Source organism: Neorhizobium sp. T7_12 (assembly GCF_002968535.1).
GTDB lineage: Bacteria > Pseudomonadota > Alphaproteobacteria > Rhizobiales > Rhizobiaceae > Neorhizobium > Neorhizobium tomejilense.
Map to the genome: position 1 here is coordinate 279,328 of NZ_PVBK01000003.1, position 17,748 is coordinate 297,075.

Sequence of the window (17,748 nt, forward strand, 5' to 3'; positions counted from 1 at the left end):
GGCAGATCAGACCCGTTCGATAATCGTCGCGGTGCCCATGCCGGCGCCGATGCAGAGCGTGACCAGCGCGGTGTTGAGATCGCGGCGTTCGAGCTCATCCAGGACGGTGCCCAAAATCATCGCGCCGGTGGCGCCGAGCGGGTGGCCCATGGCAATGGCGCCACCGTTGACGTTGATCCTGTCGTGGGGAATCTCGAAGGCTTGGCAGTAGCGCAGAACCACGGCGGCGAAGGCTTCGTTGAGCTCGAAGAGGTCGATGTCCGAGATCTTCATGCCCGAGCGCGCGAGCAGCTTTTCGGTGACGTCGACCGGACCGGTCAGCATCAGCGCCGGGTCGGAGCCGATATTGGCGAAGTGGCGGATGCGAGCGCGCGGTTTCAGGTTCATGGCTTCACCGCCGGCCTTCGAGCCGATCAGCACGGCCGCGGCACCATCGACGATGCCCGACGAATTGCCGGCATGGTGGACATAATTGATCCGCTCGATTTCCGGATGGGCCTGGATGCCGACCGCTTCGAAACCGCCCATCTCGCCCGGCATCTGGAACGACGGGTTGAGCGAGGCCAGCGATTGCATGTCGGTGGTCGGGCGCATGTGCTCGTCGCGGTCGAGAATGGTCAGGCCGTTCTGGTCCTTGACCGGAATGACCGAGTTCTTGAAGTAGCCGGCGTCCCAGGCCTTGGCCGCGCGCCTCTGGCTCTCGACGGCATAGGCGTCGACGTCGTCGCGGGAAAACCCGTATTTGGTGGCGATCAGGTCGGCCGAGACGCCCTGCGGCATGAAGAAAGCCGGGAAATTGACCGACGGGTCCATGTACCAGGAGCCGCCGGACATGCCCATGCCGACGCGCGACATCGACTCGACGCCGCCGGCAATGACGATGTCGTCGGACCCGGCCGCGACCTTGCCGGCCGCGAAATTGACCGCATCGAGGCCCGAGGCGCAGAAACGGGAGATCTGCATGCCCGGCGCCCTGGTGGAATAACCGGCTTCGAAGGCGGCGGCCTTGGGGATGACGGCGCCAGCATCCATGACCGGATCGACGCAGCCCATGATGATGTCGTCGACATAAGACGTGTCGAGGCCGTTGCGGTCGCGGATCGCTTCCAGCGTCTTGGCAGCGAGCCGCACGGACGGTACTTCGTGCAGCGCCCCATCCTTCTTGCCGCGGCCGCGCGGCGTGCGGACGTGGTCGTAAATGAAGACTTCGGTCATGGTGTCATCTCCCTGGGTGGCAATTTATATTGCCTCAAATCTCGGACATGGGAGGAAAGCCCCTCCCCAGCCCTCCCCACAAGGGGGAGGGAGCGCGTCGGCGCAAAATCAAAACGCGTCGGCGGCCAGTTCCATCACGCTGTCGGCGCCGGCTTCGATGCGGACTTTCCGCATCGCGGTTTCCGGCATGATCTTTTCCATGAAAAACTTCGCCGTCACCAGCTTGTTCTTCAGGTAGTCGGCGCGGGCGTCGCCGGCGGCAAGTCCGGTCTGGGCTGCCTTGGCGATCTTGGCCCACATGTAGCCGAGCGTCACAATCCCGAAGAGGTGCATGTAGTCGGTCGAGCCGGCGCCGGCATTGTCGGGCTTGGCCATGGCGTTCTGCATGAACCACATGGTGGAGGCCTGCAGGTCGTTCAAGCCCTTCTTGAGACCCTTGGTGAAAGGAGCCATGTTCTCGTCGGCGCGGTTTTCCTCGCAGAAATCGCCGATCTCCTTGAACATCGCCATCACGGCGCGGCCGCCGTTGAGCGCCAGCTTGCGGCCGACGAGGTCGAGCGCCTGGATGCCGTTGGCGCCTTCGTAGATCATGGTGATGCGGGCATCGCGGACATACTGGCTCATGCCGTGTTCCTCGATATAGCCGTGGCCGCCGAAGACCTGCTGGGCCATGACGGCATGCTCGAAACCCTTGTCGGTCATCACGCCCTTCAATATCGGGGTCGCAAGGCCGAGGAGATCGTCGGCATTCTGGCGCTCGGCCGCATCCGGCGAGCGGTGGGCGATGTCGGATTTCAGCGCGGTCCACAGCAGGAAGGCGCGGCCGGCCTCGTTGAAGGCGCGGATGGTCATCAGCGTACGGCGGATGTCCGGATGAACGATGATCGGGTCGGCTTTTTTGTCGGGCGCCTTGGCGCCCGACAGCGAACGGCCCTGGATGCGCTCGCGGGCATAGGCGACGGCATTCTGATAGGCCGTCTCCGCAATCGACAGCCCCTGCAGGCCGACGCCGAGGCGCGCCTCGTTCATCATCACGAACATGGCGGCGAGGCCTTTGTTCTCGGGCCCGATCAGGAAGCCGGTCGCCTCGTCATAGTTCATGACGCAGGTGGAGTTGCCGTGGATGCCCATCTTGTGTTCGATCGCGCCACAGGTAGCGCCGTTGCGCTTGCCCAGCGACCCGTCGGCATTGACCATGAACTTCGGGACGATGAAGAGTGAGATGCCCTTGGTGCCCTCCGGCGCGCCTTCGATGCGGGCAAGCACCAGATGGACGATATTGTCGGTCATGCCGTGTTCGCCGGCGGAGATGAAGATCTTCTGGCCGGAAATCTTGTAGGACCCGTCGGCCTGCGGCACCGCCTTCGACCGGAGAAGGCCGAGATCCGTGCCGCAATGGGGCTCGGTGAGGTTCATCGTGCCCGACCAGGTGCCGGCGACCATGTTCGGCAGGTAGGTCTTCTTCTGTTCTTCGGAACCATGCACGAGGATCGCGGCAATCGCGCCCTGGGTGAGGCCCGGATACATCATCAGCGACATGTTGGCCGACGACATATATTCGCCGACGGCGGCATGCAGCGTGTAGGGCAGGCCCTGGCCGCCGAATTCCTCCGGGACGGCAAGGCCGATCCAGCCGGCCTGGCAATACTGGTCATAGGCCTGCTTGAAACCCTTGGGCACCGAGACCGTGCCATCGTCATGGCGGGTGCAGCCTTCCTGGTCACCGGAGAGGTTCAGCGGAAAAAGGACGTCTTCGGCCACCTTGGCGGCTTCTCCGATGATCGCTTCCAGCATGTCCGGAGTGGCATCGGCAAAGCCCGGCAGATTGCCGTAGCGCTCGATGCCGAGCACATCGTTGAGAATGAACAGCGTGTCGTTCACCGGGGCCTTGTACACTGGCATGGTCGAGCTTCCTCCAAATCCTCGTCTTCCGGATCCGCCTCGTGGCCCATGGCTCACGGCAGGATCCGTATTCCTCCTACCACAAATAATTGACGTTCGCGTAAACGTCAATTGCGACGACGGGAACTTCGGCGATCTACACCACCGCCATACCTCCGTCCCGGGCACAGTCTTAACGGACCGAACAGTTGCGAGGCTGGATGGGAAAGCCGGAAGATAGAGGCGGCAGGCGCAACGTCATCATCGCAAAGCCGCCAAAGACATCGAAAAGGTTAAAATTTTCGTCCGGGTTAACGACTTGTTTACCACGTCTCGCGAAATAGTGGGCTCTTAAGCGACGCAGTGCATTTATCACCAAGACGTCCCGCGTCCGCTGAAATGGCAGTCCTGCGCAAGGCATTTCTAATATACGACCCTTTGGGGATCATCCTATCCCTGAAACAAGGCCGGTACGAGAGCCAGCAGGTACAACGTCGAAACGAGCGAGCACATGAACGGATCACGACCGACCCCTTCCCGTCCCGGCGACCGCTCTTCCCTGGATGCGTTGAACCGCACCATCGAAGGGCTCGAGGCGCGTATCGAGGGGTTGATGTCTGGTACCGCACGCGACAGCCGCGCGCCGAAGCCTGCCGAGCCGCGCCAGGAGCGCCGGCCGACCGCGGCTCCTGCCTATCGCGAACCGCCGCTTGCAAGCGATCCGCTCGCCCAGATCCGCGAGCGCCAGCGCATGCTCGAGGCCAGCCGCGACCGTGCCGCCCGCCCCGAGCGCCAGCGTGCACCGGATCTGCGCCGCGAAGAACCGCGTCATGCCGAACCGCGCCGAACCGAGCTGCGCCCGCCTGAGGCCTACCGCCCGCCGGCGCGCCAGGCCCCCGTCCGTGCGGAAGCGCCCCGTTACACCGAACAGCGCCCCATCGCGCCGGCGCCGCGCCGCGAAGAACCCCGTCGCCCGGCCGCACAGCCGCGCATGCCGGCACCGCCGCCGCAGGTCGACAATGGCATGCGGGACATCGCCCAGGCGCTGATCGGCCTGCGCCAGGAGCTGAAGCAGGATATTTCCGACAGCGTCGCGCGAGAAATGACGGCGCTGCGCTCCGAAATCCGCTCGATCAAATCCATCGCCGAGGACCAGCATTTCACCGAGGACCTGCGCAGCGACCTTGCCCGGCTTGCCGAAGGCATCAGCCAGCTCGGCTACCAGGCGACGCCGGAGGCCGCCGGCCTGCGCCACGAATTCGAGGAACTGCGCGCCGTCATGGACGGCCTCGCCCGCGAAGATTCCGTGCGGCGGATGGAAACCCGCTGGCAGGGTCTCGAAGATCGCATGCACGGGCTGGACTCCACGGCCCTGCGCGAAGAGCTCGTCTCGCTCGCCTACCGCATCGACGACATCAAGGGCCAGCTCGGTGAAATGAGCGACAGCCCGGTGATCCGGGCGCTCGAACAGAAGCTGATCACGGTGGCGAGCGCCATGGAACAGCTCGGCTCGCGCATGCAGCCGAACGATTCGGTCATTGCCGAACAGTTCGCGACATTGGACGAGCGGCTGGACGAGATCAGCCGCGCGATTGCCGCCGGCAGCCGCGCCTCGGCCTCGGCCTCGATCGACCAATCCTTCCTGCAGCGGCTGGACGGACGGATCAGCGCGCTTGCCGACCAGATCGATGCGATAAGCCAAGCGACCCATGCCCAGTTCGATCCGACGGAAGCGCTGTCCGCCCGCATCGAGGCCTTGACCGGCCGCATCGAGGAACTCACCGACGAGCAGGCCGCGATGCGCCTGGAGGAACGGCTCGAACAGCTTTCGCTGATCCTGGAACAGGCCCAGAAACCTTCCCAGGACCCCGACCTTTCAGCCTACCTCGCCGATATTTCCCGCAAGATCGACGGCCTTGAGCAGGGGAGCGTCAGTGACGTGCTCGCCGAACGGCTCGACTATCTTGCCCGCCGGATCGAGGAAATCGCCTATCAGCCGCCGGCCCAGCCGGCGATCGACGAAAACGCCTTCGGGCGGATCGAAGACCGGCTGACTGACATTGCCGCCCGGCTTGACGAGGCCACGGCGTCGCCGCGCGGCGACGACGGCGCGCTCCGCAGTCTCGAAGACCAGATCGCCCATCTTTCGGTGCTGATCAGCCAGCCGCAGCAAGGTGCCGGCACCCTTCCCGCCGAATTCGAAAACCGCATGACGGCGCTCGAAAGCTATATGGCGACCAATGACGAATACATCATCGAGGCCGCCCGCCAGGCGGCCGAGACGGTGGTGGAAGCCTATTCGCGCAACGGCATGGCGGGCACGCCGGGCGCCGCCGCCGACATGGCGGCACTTTCGGCGCTTGCCGACGACCTTCGCCATCTCGAAGACCTGACCCGGCATTCGGACGACCGCACCCACCAGACATTCGAAGCCCTGCACGGCACGCTGGTGCAGATCGCCGACCGCCTGGACGGCATGGAAGAACGGCTCGTCGCCTCCGCTCATGCGGAGCGCGATCGCCATCACGAAGAACCGGCCCGTTACGAAACCCGCCCTGCCCCGGCCATGCCGGCGGCCGCGCAGCTTTCCGTCGCTGCAGCCGAAGAGCTGATGCGCTACGAGCTGGCGGAGGCCGAGGCGGACGAACAGCCGGCAGCGACCTTCGGTCACCGTGCAAAAGCCCCGGAAGAAGCATCCTCCGACGAAACGGTGCTTCGCGCCGACTATGCCGACACCAAAACCGCCGCCAAGGGCAATCCCGCCAGCGAAAAGCCCGCCAAGACCAGCCTTCTGACCGAGCTTTCCCGCCGCTTCCTGCCCGGCGGCAAGGGCGAGGCGCCGAAGGGTGGCCGCACCGTGATCGAGCCGACGCCGCCACTCGACCCCTCCGACGTGCTGCCGGCGGATCGCGAAAACGACCTTCTGGAGCCCGGCTCCGGCGCACCCGACGTCAAGAAGATCCTCGAGCGGGTTCGCGCCAGCCAGGTCGCCGGTGAATTCGATACCGACCGGACGAGCGCCGCGGAACGCGCCGACTATATCGCGGCCGCCCGCCGCGCTGCCAAGGCCGCTGCCCAGGAAACCGATCCTTCGCAGGGCGGTTCGCCCTCCAAGGATTTGCGCAAGGCCGCCAAGGCCTCCGCCAACAAGGGTTTCGGCGCCATGCTTTCGCAGCATCGCCGTCCGATCCTGATGGCCGTCGGCGCCGTGCTTCTGGTGCTGATGGCGATGCCGCTCGCCAAGACGCTGACAAGCGGCACGAAGGCTCCCGCGGCACCGGCCCCGACGATCGAGGCCCCCGCACGGCCGGCCGCACCGGCCAATATGAGCGGCAGCAACGGGATCCCGGCCGTCGAGGATCAGGCTGCGACCGACGGCGCCGAAAGCGACGCGGATATCGCCGACGCACCGACGCGACCCGTCGAACAAGCGCCGGCCCCCGCGATGGCGAACCATCTGACCGATCCGCGCCCGGCAACGGGCCAGCCCTCCGTGATGGAGCCTGCCGGCAACCCGCTTCCGGCCCAGAACAGCTTCGCGGCTGTGCCCAAGGCCGAGGCTCCGGCCGCGATCGTGGTTCCGGTCGGCATCGAACCGAAGTCGCTTGCCGACGCGGCCGCTGCCGGCGACCCGAACGCGCTTTTCGAGATCGGCGCTCGTTTTACCGACGGAAAAGGTGTGAAGAGCGATCTCTCGGAGGCCGCCAACTGGTACAAGCTCGCCGCCGACCGCGGCCTGGCGCCGGCGCAATACCGGCTCGCCAACCTCTTCGAAAAAGGCACGGGCGTTTCCCGCGACCTGACCAAGGCGATGACCTATTACAAGCAGGCCGCCGATGCCGGCAATGCCAGCGCCATGCACAATCTCGCCGTGCTCCAGGCTTCGGGCGCCGCCGGCCAGCCGGACTATGCCGCAGCCGTCTCCTGGTTCGCCAAGGCCGCTGACTTCGGCGTCGCCGACAGCCAGTTCAACCTCGCCATCCTGCTTGCCCGCGGCAACGGCGTGAAGCAGGATCTCGAGGAATCCTACAAGTGGTTCGCGGTCGCGGCCAAGGGAGGCGACAAGGACGCCGCCCAGAAGCGCGACGAAGTGGCCAACGCCATGCGCAAGGAACAGCTCGAAAGCGCCCGCGCCAAGGTCGACCAGTGGAAGGTGAAGCCGCTCGATCCGAAGGCCAACTCCATCAATCTCCCGGACGAATGGGCCTCCGGCAAGCCGCTCACCACGGCTTCGGTCGACATGGAAAAGGCGATCCGCAATATCCAGGCGATCCTGAACAAGAGCGGTTTCGACGCCGGCACCGCCGACGGCAAGATGGGCGCCAAGACCGTGACCGCCATCAAGGCCTTCCAGACCTCGGTCGGCCAGGAACCGAACGGCAAGATCACCGACGCGCTGGTCAAGGAACTACTTGCGAAGAACAAGTAAGTCTACTTACCCGACCGGGATCGGGGAGTTGCGCGATATTAATCACGCCCACACAAAAACGGTAAAATTGCCGCATTATCCAGCACTTGCGAATTGACTTGCAGCGGCGCCCGGGCGCATGACGGGTGACACCCTTCATGCCCTGTTCACATGGCATGTGAGATCACGTTTCCTTCGCCGCACCGGGCGGACAACCACATCGCGAACACCCGCGAGGGCGTCGCTTTTTGCCGTGTCGAGGTTCTGCCGTGACTGTCTACCTGCCGATCGCAGAGCTGTCGGTGAACATCTTCATCATTCTGGGCATGGGCGCGGCCGTGGGCTTTCTCTCCGGCATGTTCGGCGTCGGCGGCGGCTTCCTGATCACGCCGCTGCTGATCTTCTACAACATCCCGCCTGTCGTGGCGGTCGCGACCGGCGCCAACCAGGTCGTCGCCTCCTCGATTTCCGGCGCGATCACCCATTTCAGGCGCGGCACGCTCGACATGAAACTCGGCTCGGTCCTGCTTGTCGGCGGTCTAGCGGGCGCGACGGCGGGTGTCTGGGTCTTCTCGTGGCTGAGGCGGATCGGACAGCTCGACCTGTTCATCTCCTTGCTCTATGTCGTGCTGCTGAGCTCGATCGGCGCGCTGATGCTGCAGGAAAGCGTCCGGGCGATGCGCCGGGCGAAGAACAACAATCCACTGCCGATCAAGCGTCCCGGCCAGCACAACTGGGTGCACCGGCTGCCGCTCAAGATGCGGTTCAAGAAATCGAAGATCTATCTTTCCGCCATTCCGATCGTCGGGCTTGGCTTCGGCATCGGCGTGCTGACCTCGATCATGGGCGTGGGCGGCGGCTTCATCATGGTGCCGGCGATGATCTATCTCCTGCGCATCCCGACAAACGTGGTGGTCGGCACCTCGCTGTTCCAGATCATCTTCGTGACCGCCTACACGACCATGGTGCAGGCGGCGACCAACTATTCCGTCGATATCGTGCTGGCGACGATCCTGATGGTGGCGGGCGTGATTGGCGCCCAATACGGCGTGCGCGTCGGGCAGAAGCTGCGCGGCGAACAGCTGCGCGCGCTCCTGGCGCTGCTCGTGCTTGCCGTCGGCATTCGCCTGGCGGTCGGGCTGATCGTCACGCCGAACGACGTCTATTCGGTCGCGGTCGGGGGGATGTCCTACTGATGCGCCGTTTTCTCCGCACCGCCCTCCTCCTGCCGCTCCTGGCGCTCGCCTTCCCGGTCGAGGCGCAGGTGCCGTTCGGCCAGGCATCGGGCGTCAAGGAAGGGTTGGAGATCGGCACTTCGACCAGCGAAATCGCCATCGCCTCGGATTTCCGCGGCGCCGACCTGACGATCTTCGGGGCGCTCACCAATGCCGACGAGCTGTTCCTGGCGATTGGCCAATACGACGTGGTGGTGACGCTCGAAGGGCCGAAGGACTATGCGACGGTGCGCAAGAAGGAGCGCGTCTTCGGGATCTGGATGAATACCGAGGGGCTGACCTTCGAACAGGTGCCGGAAAGCTACTCGCTCGCCAGCACCCGGATGATCGACAGCATCGACGAGGCGCCGAGCCTCAACAATATCGGGGTCGGCATCGACCACCTGGCGCTGAACCCGGTCGGCTACATCCCCGATTCCGGCATGATCGGCGAGTTCCGCGACGCCTATCGGCGCCTGAAGCTGTCGAACGGACTTTACCAGCGCGACACGAGCGGCGTGCGCTTCGTCTCGTCGAGCCTGTTCCGCGCCTCGCTGAAACTGCCGGCCAACATCCCCGACGGGATGCACATGGTGCGCGCCTACCTGTTCAAGAGCGGCCAGTTGATCAACCAGCGGGAAATGCCGCTGCGGGTCGTCAAGACCGGCATCGAACAGGCGATTACCGACGCCGCCCACGACCGACCGCTCGCCTACGGTTTCCTCTGCGTGCTGATCGCCGTCATCACCGGCTGGGGCGCCAGCATCGTCTTCCGCAAGGACTGATCATTCCGCGGCATCGGCCGCCGCCGCGTTTCGAGCGACGACTTCGAGATAGGCGGCGCGCAGGCGGTCGAACACGGAAGGTTTGGCCGGATCGCGCGGCGCATGCAGATGCAGGACGCGCAGTTCGTCCATGAAATCCTCCCAGAGCGGCCGGCCGCCTTCCTCCAGCAGTTGCGCGCGGATCGAGAGTTCTTCGGAGACCGGCATGAAACGGCGGCCCCAGGCGCCCATTTCCGCAAAGATCGGCACCAGGCGGATCGACATTTCGGTAAGGCTGTAGATTCCCTTCTGCTTGTGGCTCGGGTCGTCCTCGCGGGAAAGCAGGCCCCGCTCGACCAGCCGCTTCAGCCGGTCGGCAAGGATGTTGGACGCGATGCCTTCCTCGGAATTCTGCAGCAGTTCACGGAAGTGACGGCGATTGCCGAACATGATGTCGCGGATGACGATCAGGCTCCAGCGGTCTCCCAGAACCTCCAGCGTCAGATTGATCGGGCAACCCGACCGATAGGTGTCGTTCATTTTTTTCTCCAATACCGCTTGCATTCTACAATCAGTTTGGCTAACTTTCAACCACTTGCATTTTGCAACTGGTTTAAACGCGATGGAGGATGACATGAGAAAGCTGGTGGCCTGGAACCTGATGAGCCTCGACGGTTATTTCGAGGGGGAAAAGCCGTGGGATCTCGCCTTCCACAACTATGCCTGGGGGCCGGAACTGGAAAAGCTTTCCGAACAGTTCGGCGAGGAAGGCGACCTCCTGGTATTCGGCCGCAAGACCTACGAGGGCATGGCAGCCTATTGGCCGACCGCCGAGGAAGGCAGCAAGGTCAAGAACTACATGAACAATATCGCCAAGATCGCCGTGTCGAAGACAATCAAGGATGCCCCCTGGAACAATACCCGGGTCGTCAGCGATCCGGTCGCTGAACTTACCAGGCTGAAAGGCGAGGACGGCAAGACGATCTTCATCTTCGGCAGCGCCGACCTGGTGGCCTCGCTGATGAAAGAAGGCCTCGTTGACGAATACCGGCTGTGCATCGCGCCGGTGCTTCTCGGCTCCGGCAATCCGCTCTTCAAGAAGGCGGAGCAGCAGACCGAGCTCAAATTGCTGAGCTCCAGCACAACGGCCAACGGCGCCGTGATCCTGGCTTACGCGGTGGCCAAGGCGGCCTGACGCCGCAGGCGAAGGGCGGGCTGCGCTGCGCGGCCGGATCTTCAGATCTGAGCCGCCTTCTCCCTTCGGCTAATTGCGCCTCACGGAGCGCGATATATGGTCACCGTTCCAGGGAGAAGGACGATGGCCGATACGGAATGCGAAGCGCCTGCGGATCGGGAAAACGACGGCGACGCCCGTTCGTCGCGGCCCGCCGGGCAGCCTGTCGGCATGGCCTGCCGGGACGGTATCACTCTCCACGGACACTTCTGGCAGGCACGGTCCCCGGCCATCGGCAGCGTCGTCGTCAATCCGGCGACCGGGGTGCTTGCCCGTTATTACCACTATTACGCCGACTTCCTGGCCGGCGAAGGTTTCGACGTGCTGACCTACGACTATCGCGGCATCGGCCTTTCGCGCCCCGGAAGCCTGAAGGGATGCGGCTATCGCTGGCGGGAATGGGGCGAGCAGGATTTCGACGCAGCGCTGAGGTTCATGGAAGCGGCAAGGCCGGGGCAACCGCTTTATGTGGTCGGCCACAGTATCGGCGGCTACCTGCCCGGGCTTTCGCCGATGGCCAAACGTATCGACCGGATGCTGACCATGGGCGCCCAATATGCCTACTGGCCGGACTATGCCAGCGGCCGCCGCCTGCGGCTGTTTCTGAAATGGCATGTGGTGATGCCAGCCCTGACTGCCGCCTTCGGCTATTTCCCCGGAAAGCGTCTCGGATGGCTGGAGGACCTGCCGGCGGGGGTGGCGAACGAATGGAGTTTTCGCGGCGCACGGATGGAGGCGACCCATCCGGCAGCGGAACGAGGCGATGTGCTGCGGCGGTTCGAAGCGGTGACGGCGCCGATCCTGGCGGTGACCATGTCGGACGACGACATCGGTACGGTGGCGGCAATCCGGCGCACGCTCTGTTATTATCGCAATGCCCAGGTGACGCAGGTGCTGCTGAACCCGGAGGATTACGGCCTGGCCGCCATCGGACATTTCAGCCTGTTCCACTCCCGGCACCGGGAAGGCTTCTGGCAGGATAGCCTTCGCTGGCTGCGGGACGGCATCAATCCCTGGTCCGGACATGTGATAACGTCGTAACGCCCGGGCCTGCGGCTTGCGCTGGATCAACGAATGATCCGAGGCACCTGCGATGATGTCACCAGATGAAAAGGAGGCACAAATGTTCAAACATGTTCTCATCCCGACCGACGGCTCTCCGCTTTCGACCAGCGCGCTGGAAAAAGCGCTCGACTTCGCACGTGAGATCGGCGCCGAAGCCACTGTTCTGGTGGTGATGGAACCGTTGCAGGTCCTAACGCTCAACCCGACGGGCATGGAAGTCGCCTATGCGGAATACGACCGCCAGAACAACGAGGCGGCCGACGGCATTCTCGCCGACGCGAAGGAAGCGGCGAAACAACGGCTGGTCGCCTGCGAAACGGTAAAGCTTGGCAGCCTCGATCCGGCGAGCACCATCGTCGAGACCGCCGGCACCTACCATTGCGACGTCATCGCCATGGCCTCGCACGGCCGCTCCGGTTTCAAGGCCTTCATGCTCGGCAGCGTGACGATGAAGGTGCTGGCGCATTCCAAGACGCCGGTGCTGGTTTATCGGTGAGATCTGGTCTACGCCGGCGCTGGCTGCGGATGTTCGTTCAAAACCGGCCGGTCATGCGGTGCTTTACACCTTCGATATTGCGGCGCACAATGCTCCCTTGGCCCGGGGGACAGCGAATGATGACCGTATTTGAAGGCCTAAAAGGGGAACTCGCCGCCGGCACGACCGTCTTGGCGCTGGTCGACTACAATGTCACCGAATTTCGCGACGGCGACAGTTGCCGTTATGTCGGGCACGTTCGCACCAAACCGTCCATTCTACGAACTGCACTGAACGCTCCGACCCTCCGGCTCGGCGGTCACCGCATAACCCTCAATGCGGTCGAGCATGAGGATTGGGTATCGTTTCATCTGGACAGGTTTCCTTAGAGCGGAACGCTGGTTGTTGGATCTGGTGAGATCGTAATCGTTGTCAGTCCAGCCTGTTCGGCGTCGTCAGGGCTGTCGATGATGGATGGCATCCGCGTCCGCGCATGTGGTAGGGCGCTTGGACAGGTTTAAACCAGACGGTCAGCCGATCAGATTGGCGTAGCGCACCGAATAGATGCGGTCGCGGCCGAGAAGATGTGCGACCAGGGCTTCGCGGTCGAACAGGCCGTGCATGGCCCGATGGCGCAGATCGAGACCGCCGGCAAGCACGCCGAAGGCCGGCATGAGGAGGCGGCTGCCGTCGCTGGCGAAACACGGGCGGCGGACGGATTTTTCGCGACGGCGGACGGTGGCCGACGGATGCAGGTGACCGGCGATCTCGCCCTTGCTTCCCCCCGGGCCGGAAATCAGGCTCGGCTCGTGGCGGAAGACGAGGCCGCCATAAAAGAGTTCGTCGGTGCAGGTGCCGGGCAGGTCGACCGTGCCGTCCGGATCATGGTTGCCGTTGATCCAGACCCACTCGCGGCCGCACGCCATGGTCGTGATCAGCGAACGCAGGTCGGCGGCAAGATGCTCCGATCCCTTGCGGTCGTGGAAATTGTCGCCGAGCGAGACGACGGTCTTCGGATCATAGCGGGCGATGACGGCGGACAGGATGTTGAGCGTGGCGATCGTGTCGTAGGGCGGCAGCATCATGCCGCGGCGGGCAAAGGCAGCACCCTTTTCCAGATGCAGGTCGGAGACGACGAGAACGCCGGTTTCGGGCAGGTAAAGACCTCCGAGCGGATCGCAGACGGCGAGGACGCCGTTCACGACGATCTCTTCCGCACCGGTTGCGGCAGGTCCCCCTGAAATCGTTCGCGCCAAGGCGAGGCGGTGCATCAATTCAACGTCTTCCAGTCCAGCGTACCGCATCAGCCAAGCGCCTCCGCGATCAGTTCGTCGGCGGCTTCCTGCAGCACCGCGTCGTGCGCCTCGCCCGGTACTGGCTCCTTGCCGATTTCCAGCATGATCGGAACGGCAAGCGGCGAAACGCGGTCGAGATCGCGGTGGGTGATGTGCCCCCTGATTCGCGCCAGCATATCGCCTAATCGGGCAAGATCCAAAAGACCGGATGCCGCATCCCGCCGCGTCGCTTCCAAAAGCACGTGGTCCGGTTCGTGGCTACGCAGCACGTCGTAGATGAGATCGGTCGAGACAGTAACCTGCCTTCCGGTCTTTTCCTTGCCCGGATGGCGCCGCTCGATCAAGCCGGAAATCACGGCGCAATTGCGGAAGGTGCGCTTGAGCATATACGATTCGTCGAGCCAGGCTTCCAGGTCGTCGCCGAGCATGTCCTCGTCGAAAAGGTCGGAGAGGCTCAAGGCACCGGCGCGGATCATCGCGCCGATATCGTTGAGGCCCCAGACGGCCAGCGAATAGTCGGTGGCGACGAAGCCGAGCGGCCGGGCGCCGGTCCGTTCCAGACGGCGGGTGAGCAGCATGCCGAGCGTCTGGTGGGCGAGCCGCCCCTCGAAACAATAGGCGATCATGAAGAACCGTTTTCCGCGCGGAAAGGTCTCGATCAGCAGTTCATCCCGGGCAGGCAGCATCGAGCGTTCGCGCTGGATGTTCAGCCAGTCGCGCACCTGGTCCGGCAACACGCCCCAGCGATCGGGATCGGCGAGCATGCCGCGCACCTGGTCGGCGAGATAGGTGGAGAGCGGAAATTTTCCGCCGGCATAGGCGGGGATTTTCGGATCCAGCGAGAAGGCGTTGGAGACGAGGCATTCGTTCTCGCGGATGCCTTCGAAGCGCAGCACCTTGCCGGCGAACAGGAAGGTATCGCCCTGCACCAGCTGTTCGAGGAAATATTCCTCGACCTTGCCGAGCGACATCCCGCCCCGACCGACGGTTCCCTTTGCCAGCCCTTGGGCATTGCGCTTCACCAGCCGGACATTGAGCTCGGTCGCCTCAACGATCGTGCCGAGGTTCAGGCGGTATTGCTGGGCGACCGCCGGATTGGAGACCCGCCAGCGGCCTTCCTTGGTTTTCCTGATCTTGGCGTAACGCTCGTAGGAGCGCAGCGCATAACCGCCGGTCGCGACGAAATCGACGATGCGCTCGAACATCTCCCAGGAGAGGTTGGCATAGGGCGAGGCGCTGGTGATCTCGTCGTAGAGTTCGACCGGATCGAAAGGTTCGGCGCAGGCCATGCCGAGCACGTGCTGGGCGAGCACATCGAGCGCGCCCTCGCCGACCGGCGGCGTATCCTGGGCGCCAAGATAATTGGCGTCGAGCGCCGCCTGGCACTCCATCACCTCGAAGCGGTTGGCCGGCACCAGGATCGCCTTCGACGGCTCGTCCATGCGGTGGTTGGAGCGGCCGATGCGCTGGGCGAGGCGGCTGGCCCCCTTCGGCGCGCCGACATGCACGACGAGATCGACATCGCCCCAGTCCATGCCGAGATCGAGGGTGGAGGTAGCGACGACAGCGCGCAATCTGTTGGCGGCCATGGCGGCCTCGACCTTGCGGCGCTGGCCGGCATCGAGCGAGCCGTGATGCAGCGCGATCGGCAGGTTGTCCTCGTTGATCGTCCACAGCGTCTGGAACAGCAATTCCGCCTGGAAGCGGGTGTTGACGAAGATCAGTGTCGTCTTGTGGCGCTTGATCTCCTCGTAGACCTCGGGAATCGCGTAGGTCGAGACATGCCCGGACCAGGGGATGCGGTCCTCGGTGCGCATGATGGTGATATCGGGTGCCGCGCCACCTGTGACATGCACGAGGCCGGCGGGCGGGGCTGGGTTTTCACCCTGCGGCACCAGCCAGCGCTGCAGGTCCATGGGATCGGAGACGGTGGCCGATAGGCCGATCGTGCGCATGTGCGGCGCGTGCCGGCGGATGCGGGCAAGGCCGAGCGACAGAAGGTGGCCGCGCTTGGAGGTGACCAGCGAATGCAGTTCGTCGAGGACCACGTATTTCAGGTCCTTGAAGAAACGCTCGGCCTCCTTGTTGGCCAGCAGCAGCGCCACCTGTTCCGGCGTGGTCAGCAGGATATCCGGCGGGTTGAGCTTCTGGCGCTGGCGTTTGGCCTGCGGCGTGTCGCCGGTGCGGTTCTCGATCGAGATCTCGAGGCCCATTTCGAAGACGGGCTTCATCAGGTTGCGCTCGATATCGACCGCGAGCGCCTTCAAGGGCGAGATGTAGAGCGTGTGGATGCCGGTGAAGGCGGAGCCGGGCGGGATCTTGCCGCGCCGCGTCAGATCGGTCAGCGACGGCAGGAAACCGGCGAGCGTCTTGCCGGCGCCGGTGGGCGCAATCAGCAGCATGTTTTCGCCGGATGTGGAGCGCGACAGCAATTCCAGCTGATGGGCGCGCGGCTGCCAGCCCTTCTCCGCGAACCATTTCTGGAACGGCCGGGGCAGAAGCGCGGCGTCACGGCCGGAGGAATGGGTTTCGACGATATCCACGCCGTTAAGTTAAGAGCGCGTCGTCGACATGGAAAGTGAGAGGATAAAATTCAACTCAAAAACGAATAAGCATCCTCTTCCACTTCTGGTTATTTACGATATTAAACAACCTATAGGGATATTTAAAAGGGGGAGCACAAGCATCCCTTTAGATAACCAGTTTTCCACCCTGATCCAACCATACCGGACATCCGATGTGGAATTTCCGCATTTGAAGCCGTTACACTTGCGATGTGGATTCTCGAATCTGGCTGGGGAGCGTCGATTCTCTCCCGAGAGCATATGAACTACGCGGGTATGAAATATCGCAACCAGATGCAGTCATACGCCACGCCCATCGAATACGAGGCGCATGACGGGCGAGACACCTATTGCAAATTCGCTTCGCTCGAAAACTTCATCCTGGGCTTCTGGGTCTTTCTTGCCGCGTGCCTTATAACGGATGGCGGAGGAAAGCGGCTGATCCCGCTGAATTTATCCATTTCGTAGGCCCGATATGGGCACAAAACACACAACATGCTAAGCAAAGATCTCGTCGATGCCATGAACTACGGCGGGATCGGCGACCGAGATCGGAGGACAGCCAGTCCGTCGTTGACGAATTCCGGAGCTGATCTCCGCGACAAGTCAACTTGAGGGATGTGGCTAGTGCGGCCAAGAAGATTGGTCACGCGGCAATCGGTTGTCTGGATCGTAAACGCATACTTCATCGCCTGTAACGAGGTTCGCTGGAAAAATCACAAGATTGGTTCCGCCAGCATGTCGTAGGGACGGAAAAAGAAGCCCGCGATAGCTGGCCGAGATTACCTCATCGGCCAACTTCCAAGACGGAGGCACCTTCTTATCAATGCGGGCGATCTTTCGCCATGCGCAGTCCCACTGTGCCCAAGCGACGTCCCAATGAAGCGGATCGAAGCCTTCCGACAGGTCGGCGACCTCGCCAAGCGTGATCTTGTACGCGGCAAGCGTAGCCGGCGGTGTGATGCTCGCGCCCTGTCGATATTCCTCGAGCGCGGTCTGGGGTCCCACGGAAAGATAGAGAGCCTCCACGCCGGGGCGATTGAAGCGGCCACCATCAATGGCAGCGCCGGCTCCGCTGGTCGGAAGAAATGCCCATTTCGGTGTCAGGTAGCGATGAAAGACCGCGTCCGGGCCAATGCCGGTGATCTTCACCCGCGCGCTCCATTCTCCAGATCTCGGATATAGGCTAGCACAGCCTCGATCTCACCATCGGCAACAAGCTCTGCCGCTGTGCGATAACCATAGTCGGCAATCGGTTCGTTTCGATACCAATAGATTGCCTTTTGAAGATCGCCGCTTAGCTCGGCTGCCGCCGAGATTGCCTTGATCACTTCCCGCATCCTGCCCTGCAGGCGCTCGGAGGACGGATTACGCAAGGTGTTGCGGTGAACGCCGGTCAACTCCGCGAGGTTCGCCACCTTGACGCCGAGCGCCTTCGACAGGCGCGACGGCGAAATATAAGGTGTCCGCGGCTCCTGAAGGCTATCGACAAACCCCGAAACGACTGCGTAAGGAGATGCTACCTGAGCCTGTGCCATTTCTAATCTCCGCTCACTTCAAAGCACAATATATGCACATTTTCACGCACATCAAGTTTCTTTGACAAGTAGAGCCTTTTCCTCGACGAATATTA

General features: G+C 63.2%; 15 protein-coding genes. 8 read left to right on the top strand and 7 right to left on the bottom strand.

Annotation, left to right across the window (positions count from 1 at the left end):
• Nucleotides 1-6: 6 nt before the first annotated feature.
• Nucleotides 7-1,215 (bottom strand): acetyl-CoA C-acetyltransferase, encoded by a 1,209-nt coding sequence (locus C5J26_RS10320; protein ID WP_105401664.1) that lies wholly within the window; start codon nt 1,213-1,215, stop codon nt 7-9.
• A gap of 108 nt (nt 1,216-1,323) precedes the next feature.
• Nucleotides 1,324-3,117 (bottom strand): acyl-CoA dehydrogenase C-terminal domain-containing protein, encoded by a 1,794-nt coding sequence (locus C5J26_RS10325; protein ID WP_105401665.1) that lies wholly within the window; start codon nt 3,115-3,117, stop codon nt 1,324-1,326.
• 490 nt (nt 3,118-3,607) lie between these two features.
• Between C5J26_RS10325 and C5J26_RS10330 the strand changes: the two genes are divergently transcribed.
• The 3 genes from C5J26_RS10330 to C5J26_RS10340 all read left to right on the top strand — a co-directional run bounded on the left by C5J26_RS10330 (nt 3,608) and on the right by C5J26_RS10340 (nt 9,503).
• Entirely contained in the window at nt 3,608-7,525 is a 3,918-nt protein-coding gene (locus C5J26_RS10330; RefSeq protein WP_105401666.1) for a peptidoglycan-binding protein, read from the top strand.
• Nucleotides 7,526-7,773: 248 nt separating this feature from the next.
• Nucleotides 7,774-8,700 carry a sulfite exporter TauE/SafE family protein gene (locus C5J26_RS10335; protein ID WP_037086641.1) on the top strand — a complete coding sequence of 309 codons (927 nt, stop codon included), beginning with the start codon at nt 7,774-7,776 and terminating at the stop codon, nt 8,698-8,700.
• On the top strand, nt 8,700-9,503 hold the full coding sequence (locus C5J26_RS10340) for a TIGR02186 family protein (RefSeq protein WP_105401667.1): 804 nt from the start codon (nt 8,700-8,702) through the stop codon (nt 9,501-9,503). Before C5J26_RS10335 ends, C5J26_RS10340 begins: the two co-directional genes overlap by 1 nt.
• Here C5J26_RS10340 and C5J26_RS10345 read toward each other — a convergent pair whose 3' ends face one another.
• Nucleotides 9,504-10,022, bottom strand: a complete 519-nt coding sequence (locus C5J26_RS10345; RefSeq protein ID WP_105401668.1) for a helix-turn-helix domain-containing protein — start codon at nt 10,020-10,022, stop codon at nt 9,504-9,506. It abuts the gene before it with no gap.
• A gap of 94 nt (nt 10,023-10,116) precedes the next feature.
• Between C5J26_RS10345 and C5J26_RS10350 the strand changes: the two genes are divergently transcribed.
• The 4 genes from C5J26_RS10350 (at nt 10,117) to C5J26_RS10365 (ending at nt 12,645) form a co-directional block, all read left to right on the top strand.
• Nucleotides 10,117-10,677 carry a dihydrofolate reductase family protein gene (locus C5J26_RS10350; RefSeq protein ID WP_105401669.1) on the top strand — a complete coding sequence of 187 codons (561 nt, stop codon included), beginning with the start codon at nt 10,117-10,119 and terminating at the stop codon, nt 10,675-10,677.
• Nucleotides 10,678-10,887: 210 nt separating this feature from the next.
• Nucleotides 10,888-11,757: an alpha/beta fold hydrolase gene (locus C5J26_RS10355; RefSeq protein WP_371681910.1), complete on the top strand. Its 870-nt coding sequence runs from the start codon at nt 10,888-10,890 to the stop codon at nt 11,755-11,757.
• 82 nt (nt 11,758-11,839) lie between these two features.
• Nucleotides 11,840-12,277, top strand: coding sequence for a universal stress protein (locus C5J26_RS10360; RefSeq protein WP_046665450.1), 438 nt, complete (start codon nt 11,840-11,842; stop codon nt 12,275-12,277).
• A gap of 116 nt (nt 12,278-12,393) precedes the next feature.
• Complete coding sequence (locus tag C5J26_RS10365) at nt 12,394-12,645, top strand: hypothetical protein (RefSeq protein WP_041364525.1); 252 nt, start codon at nt 12,394-12,396, stop codon at nt 12,643-12,645.
• Between the two features lie 141 nt (nt 12,646-12,786).
• On the opposite strand, the gene pdeM is transcribed toward C5J26_RS10365, so the two are convergent.
• Nucleotides 12,787-13,527: a ligase-associated DNA damage response endonuclease PdeM gene (gene pdeM, locus C5J26_RS10370; protein WP_172724129.1), complete on the bottom strand. Its 741-nt coding sequence runs from the start codon at nt 13,525-13,527 to the stop codon at nt 12,787-12,789.
• A gap of 32 nt (nt 13,528-13,559) precedes the next feature.
• A complete protein-coding gene (locus tag C5J26_RS10375; protein ID WP_105401673.1) occupies nt 13,560-16,094 on the bottom strand; it encodes a ligase-associated DNA damage response DEXH box helicase in 2,535 nt (844 codons plus the stop codon).
• A 201-nt stretch (nt 16,095-16,295) separates the two neighbouring features.
• Between C5J26_RS10375 and C5J26_RS10380 the strand changes: the two genes are divergently transcribed.
• On the top strand, nt 16,296-16,583 hold the full coding sequence (locus tag C5J26_RS10380; protein WP_256386075.1) for a glucosaminidase domain-containing protein: 288 nt from the start codon (nt 16,296-16,298) through the stop codon (nt 16,581-16,583).
• A gap of 156 nt (nt 16,584-16,739) precedes the next feature.
• Here the strand turns inward: C5J26_RS10380 and C5J26_RS10385 are convergent, their stop codons facing one another.
• Nucleotides 16,740-17,267 carry an RES family NAD+ phosphorylase gene (locus C5J26_RS10385; protein WP_105401675.1) on the bottom strand — a complete coding sequence of 176 codons (528 nt, stop codon included), beginning with the start codon at nt 17,265-17,267 and terminating at the stop codon, nt 16,740-16,742.
• Nucleotides 17,264-17,653, bottom strand: coding sequence for a hypothetical protein (locus C5J26_RS10390; RefSeq protein ID WP_105401676.1), 390 nt, complete (start codon nt 17,651-17,653; stop codon nt 17,264-17,266). The genes C5J26_RS10385 and C5J26_RS10390 overlap by 4 nt, the downstream gene beginning before the upstream one ends.
• Between the last annotated feature and the right edge of the window lie 95 nt (nt 17,654-17,748).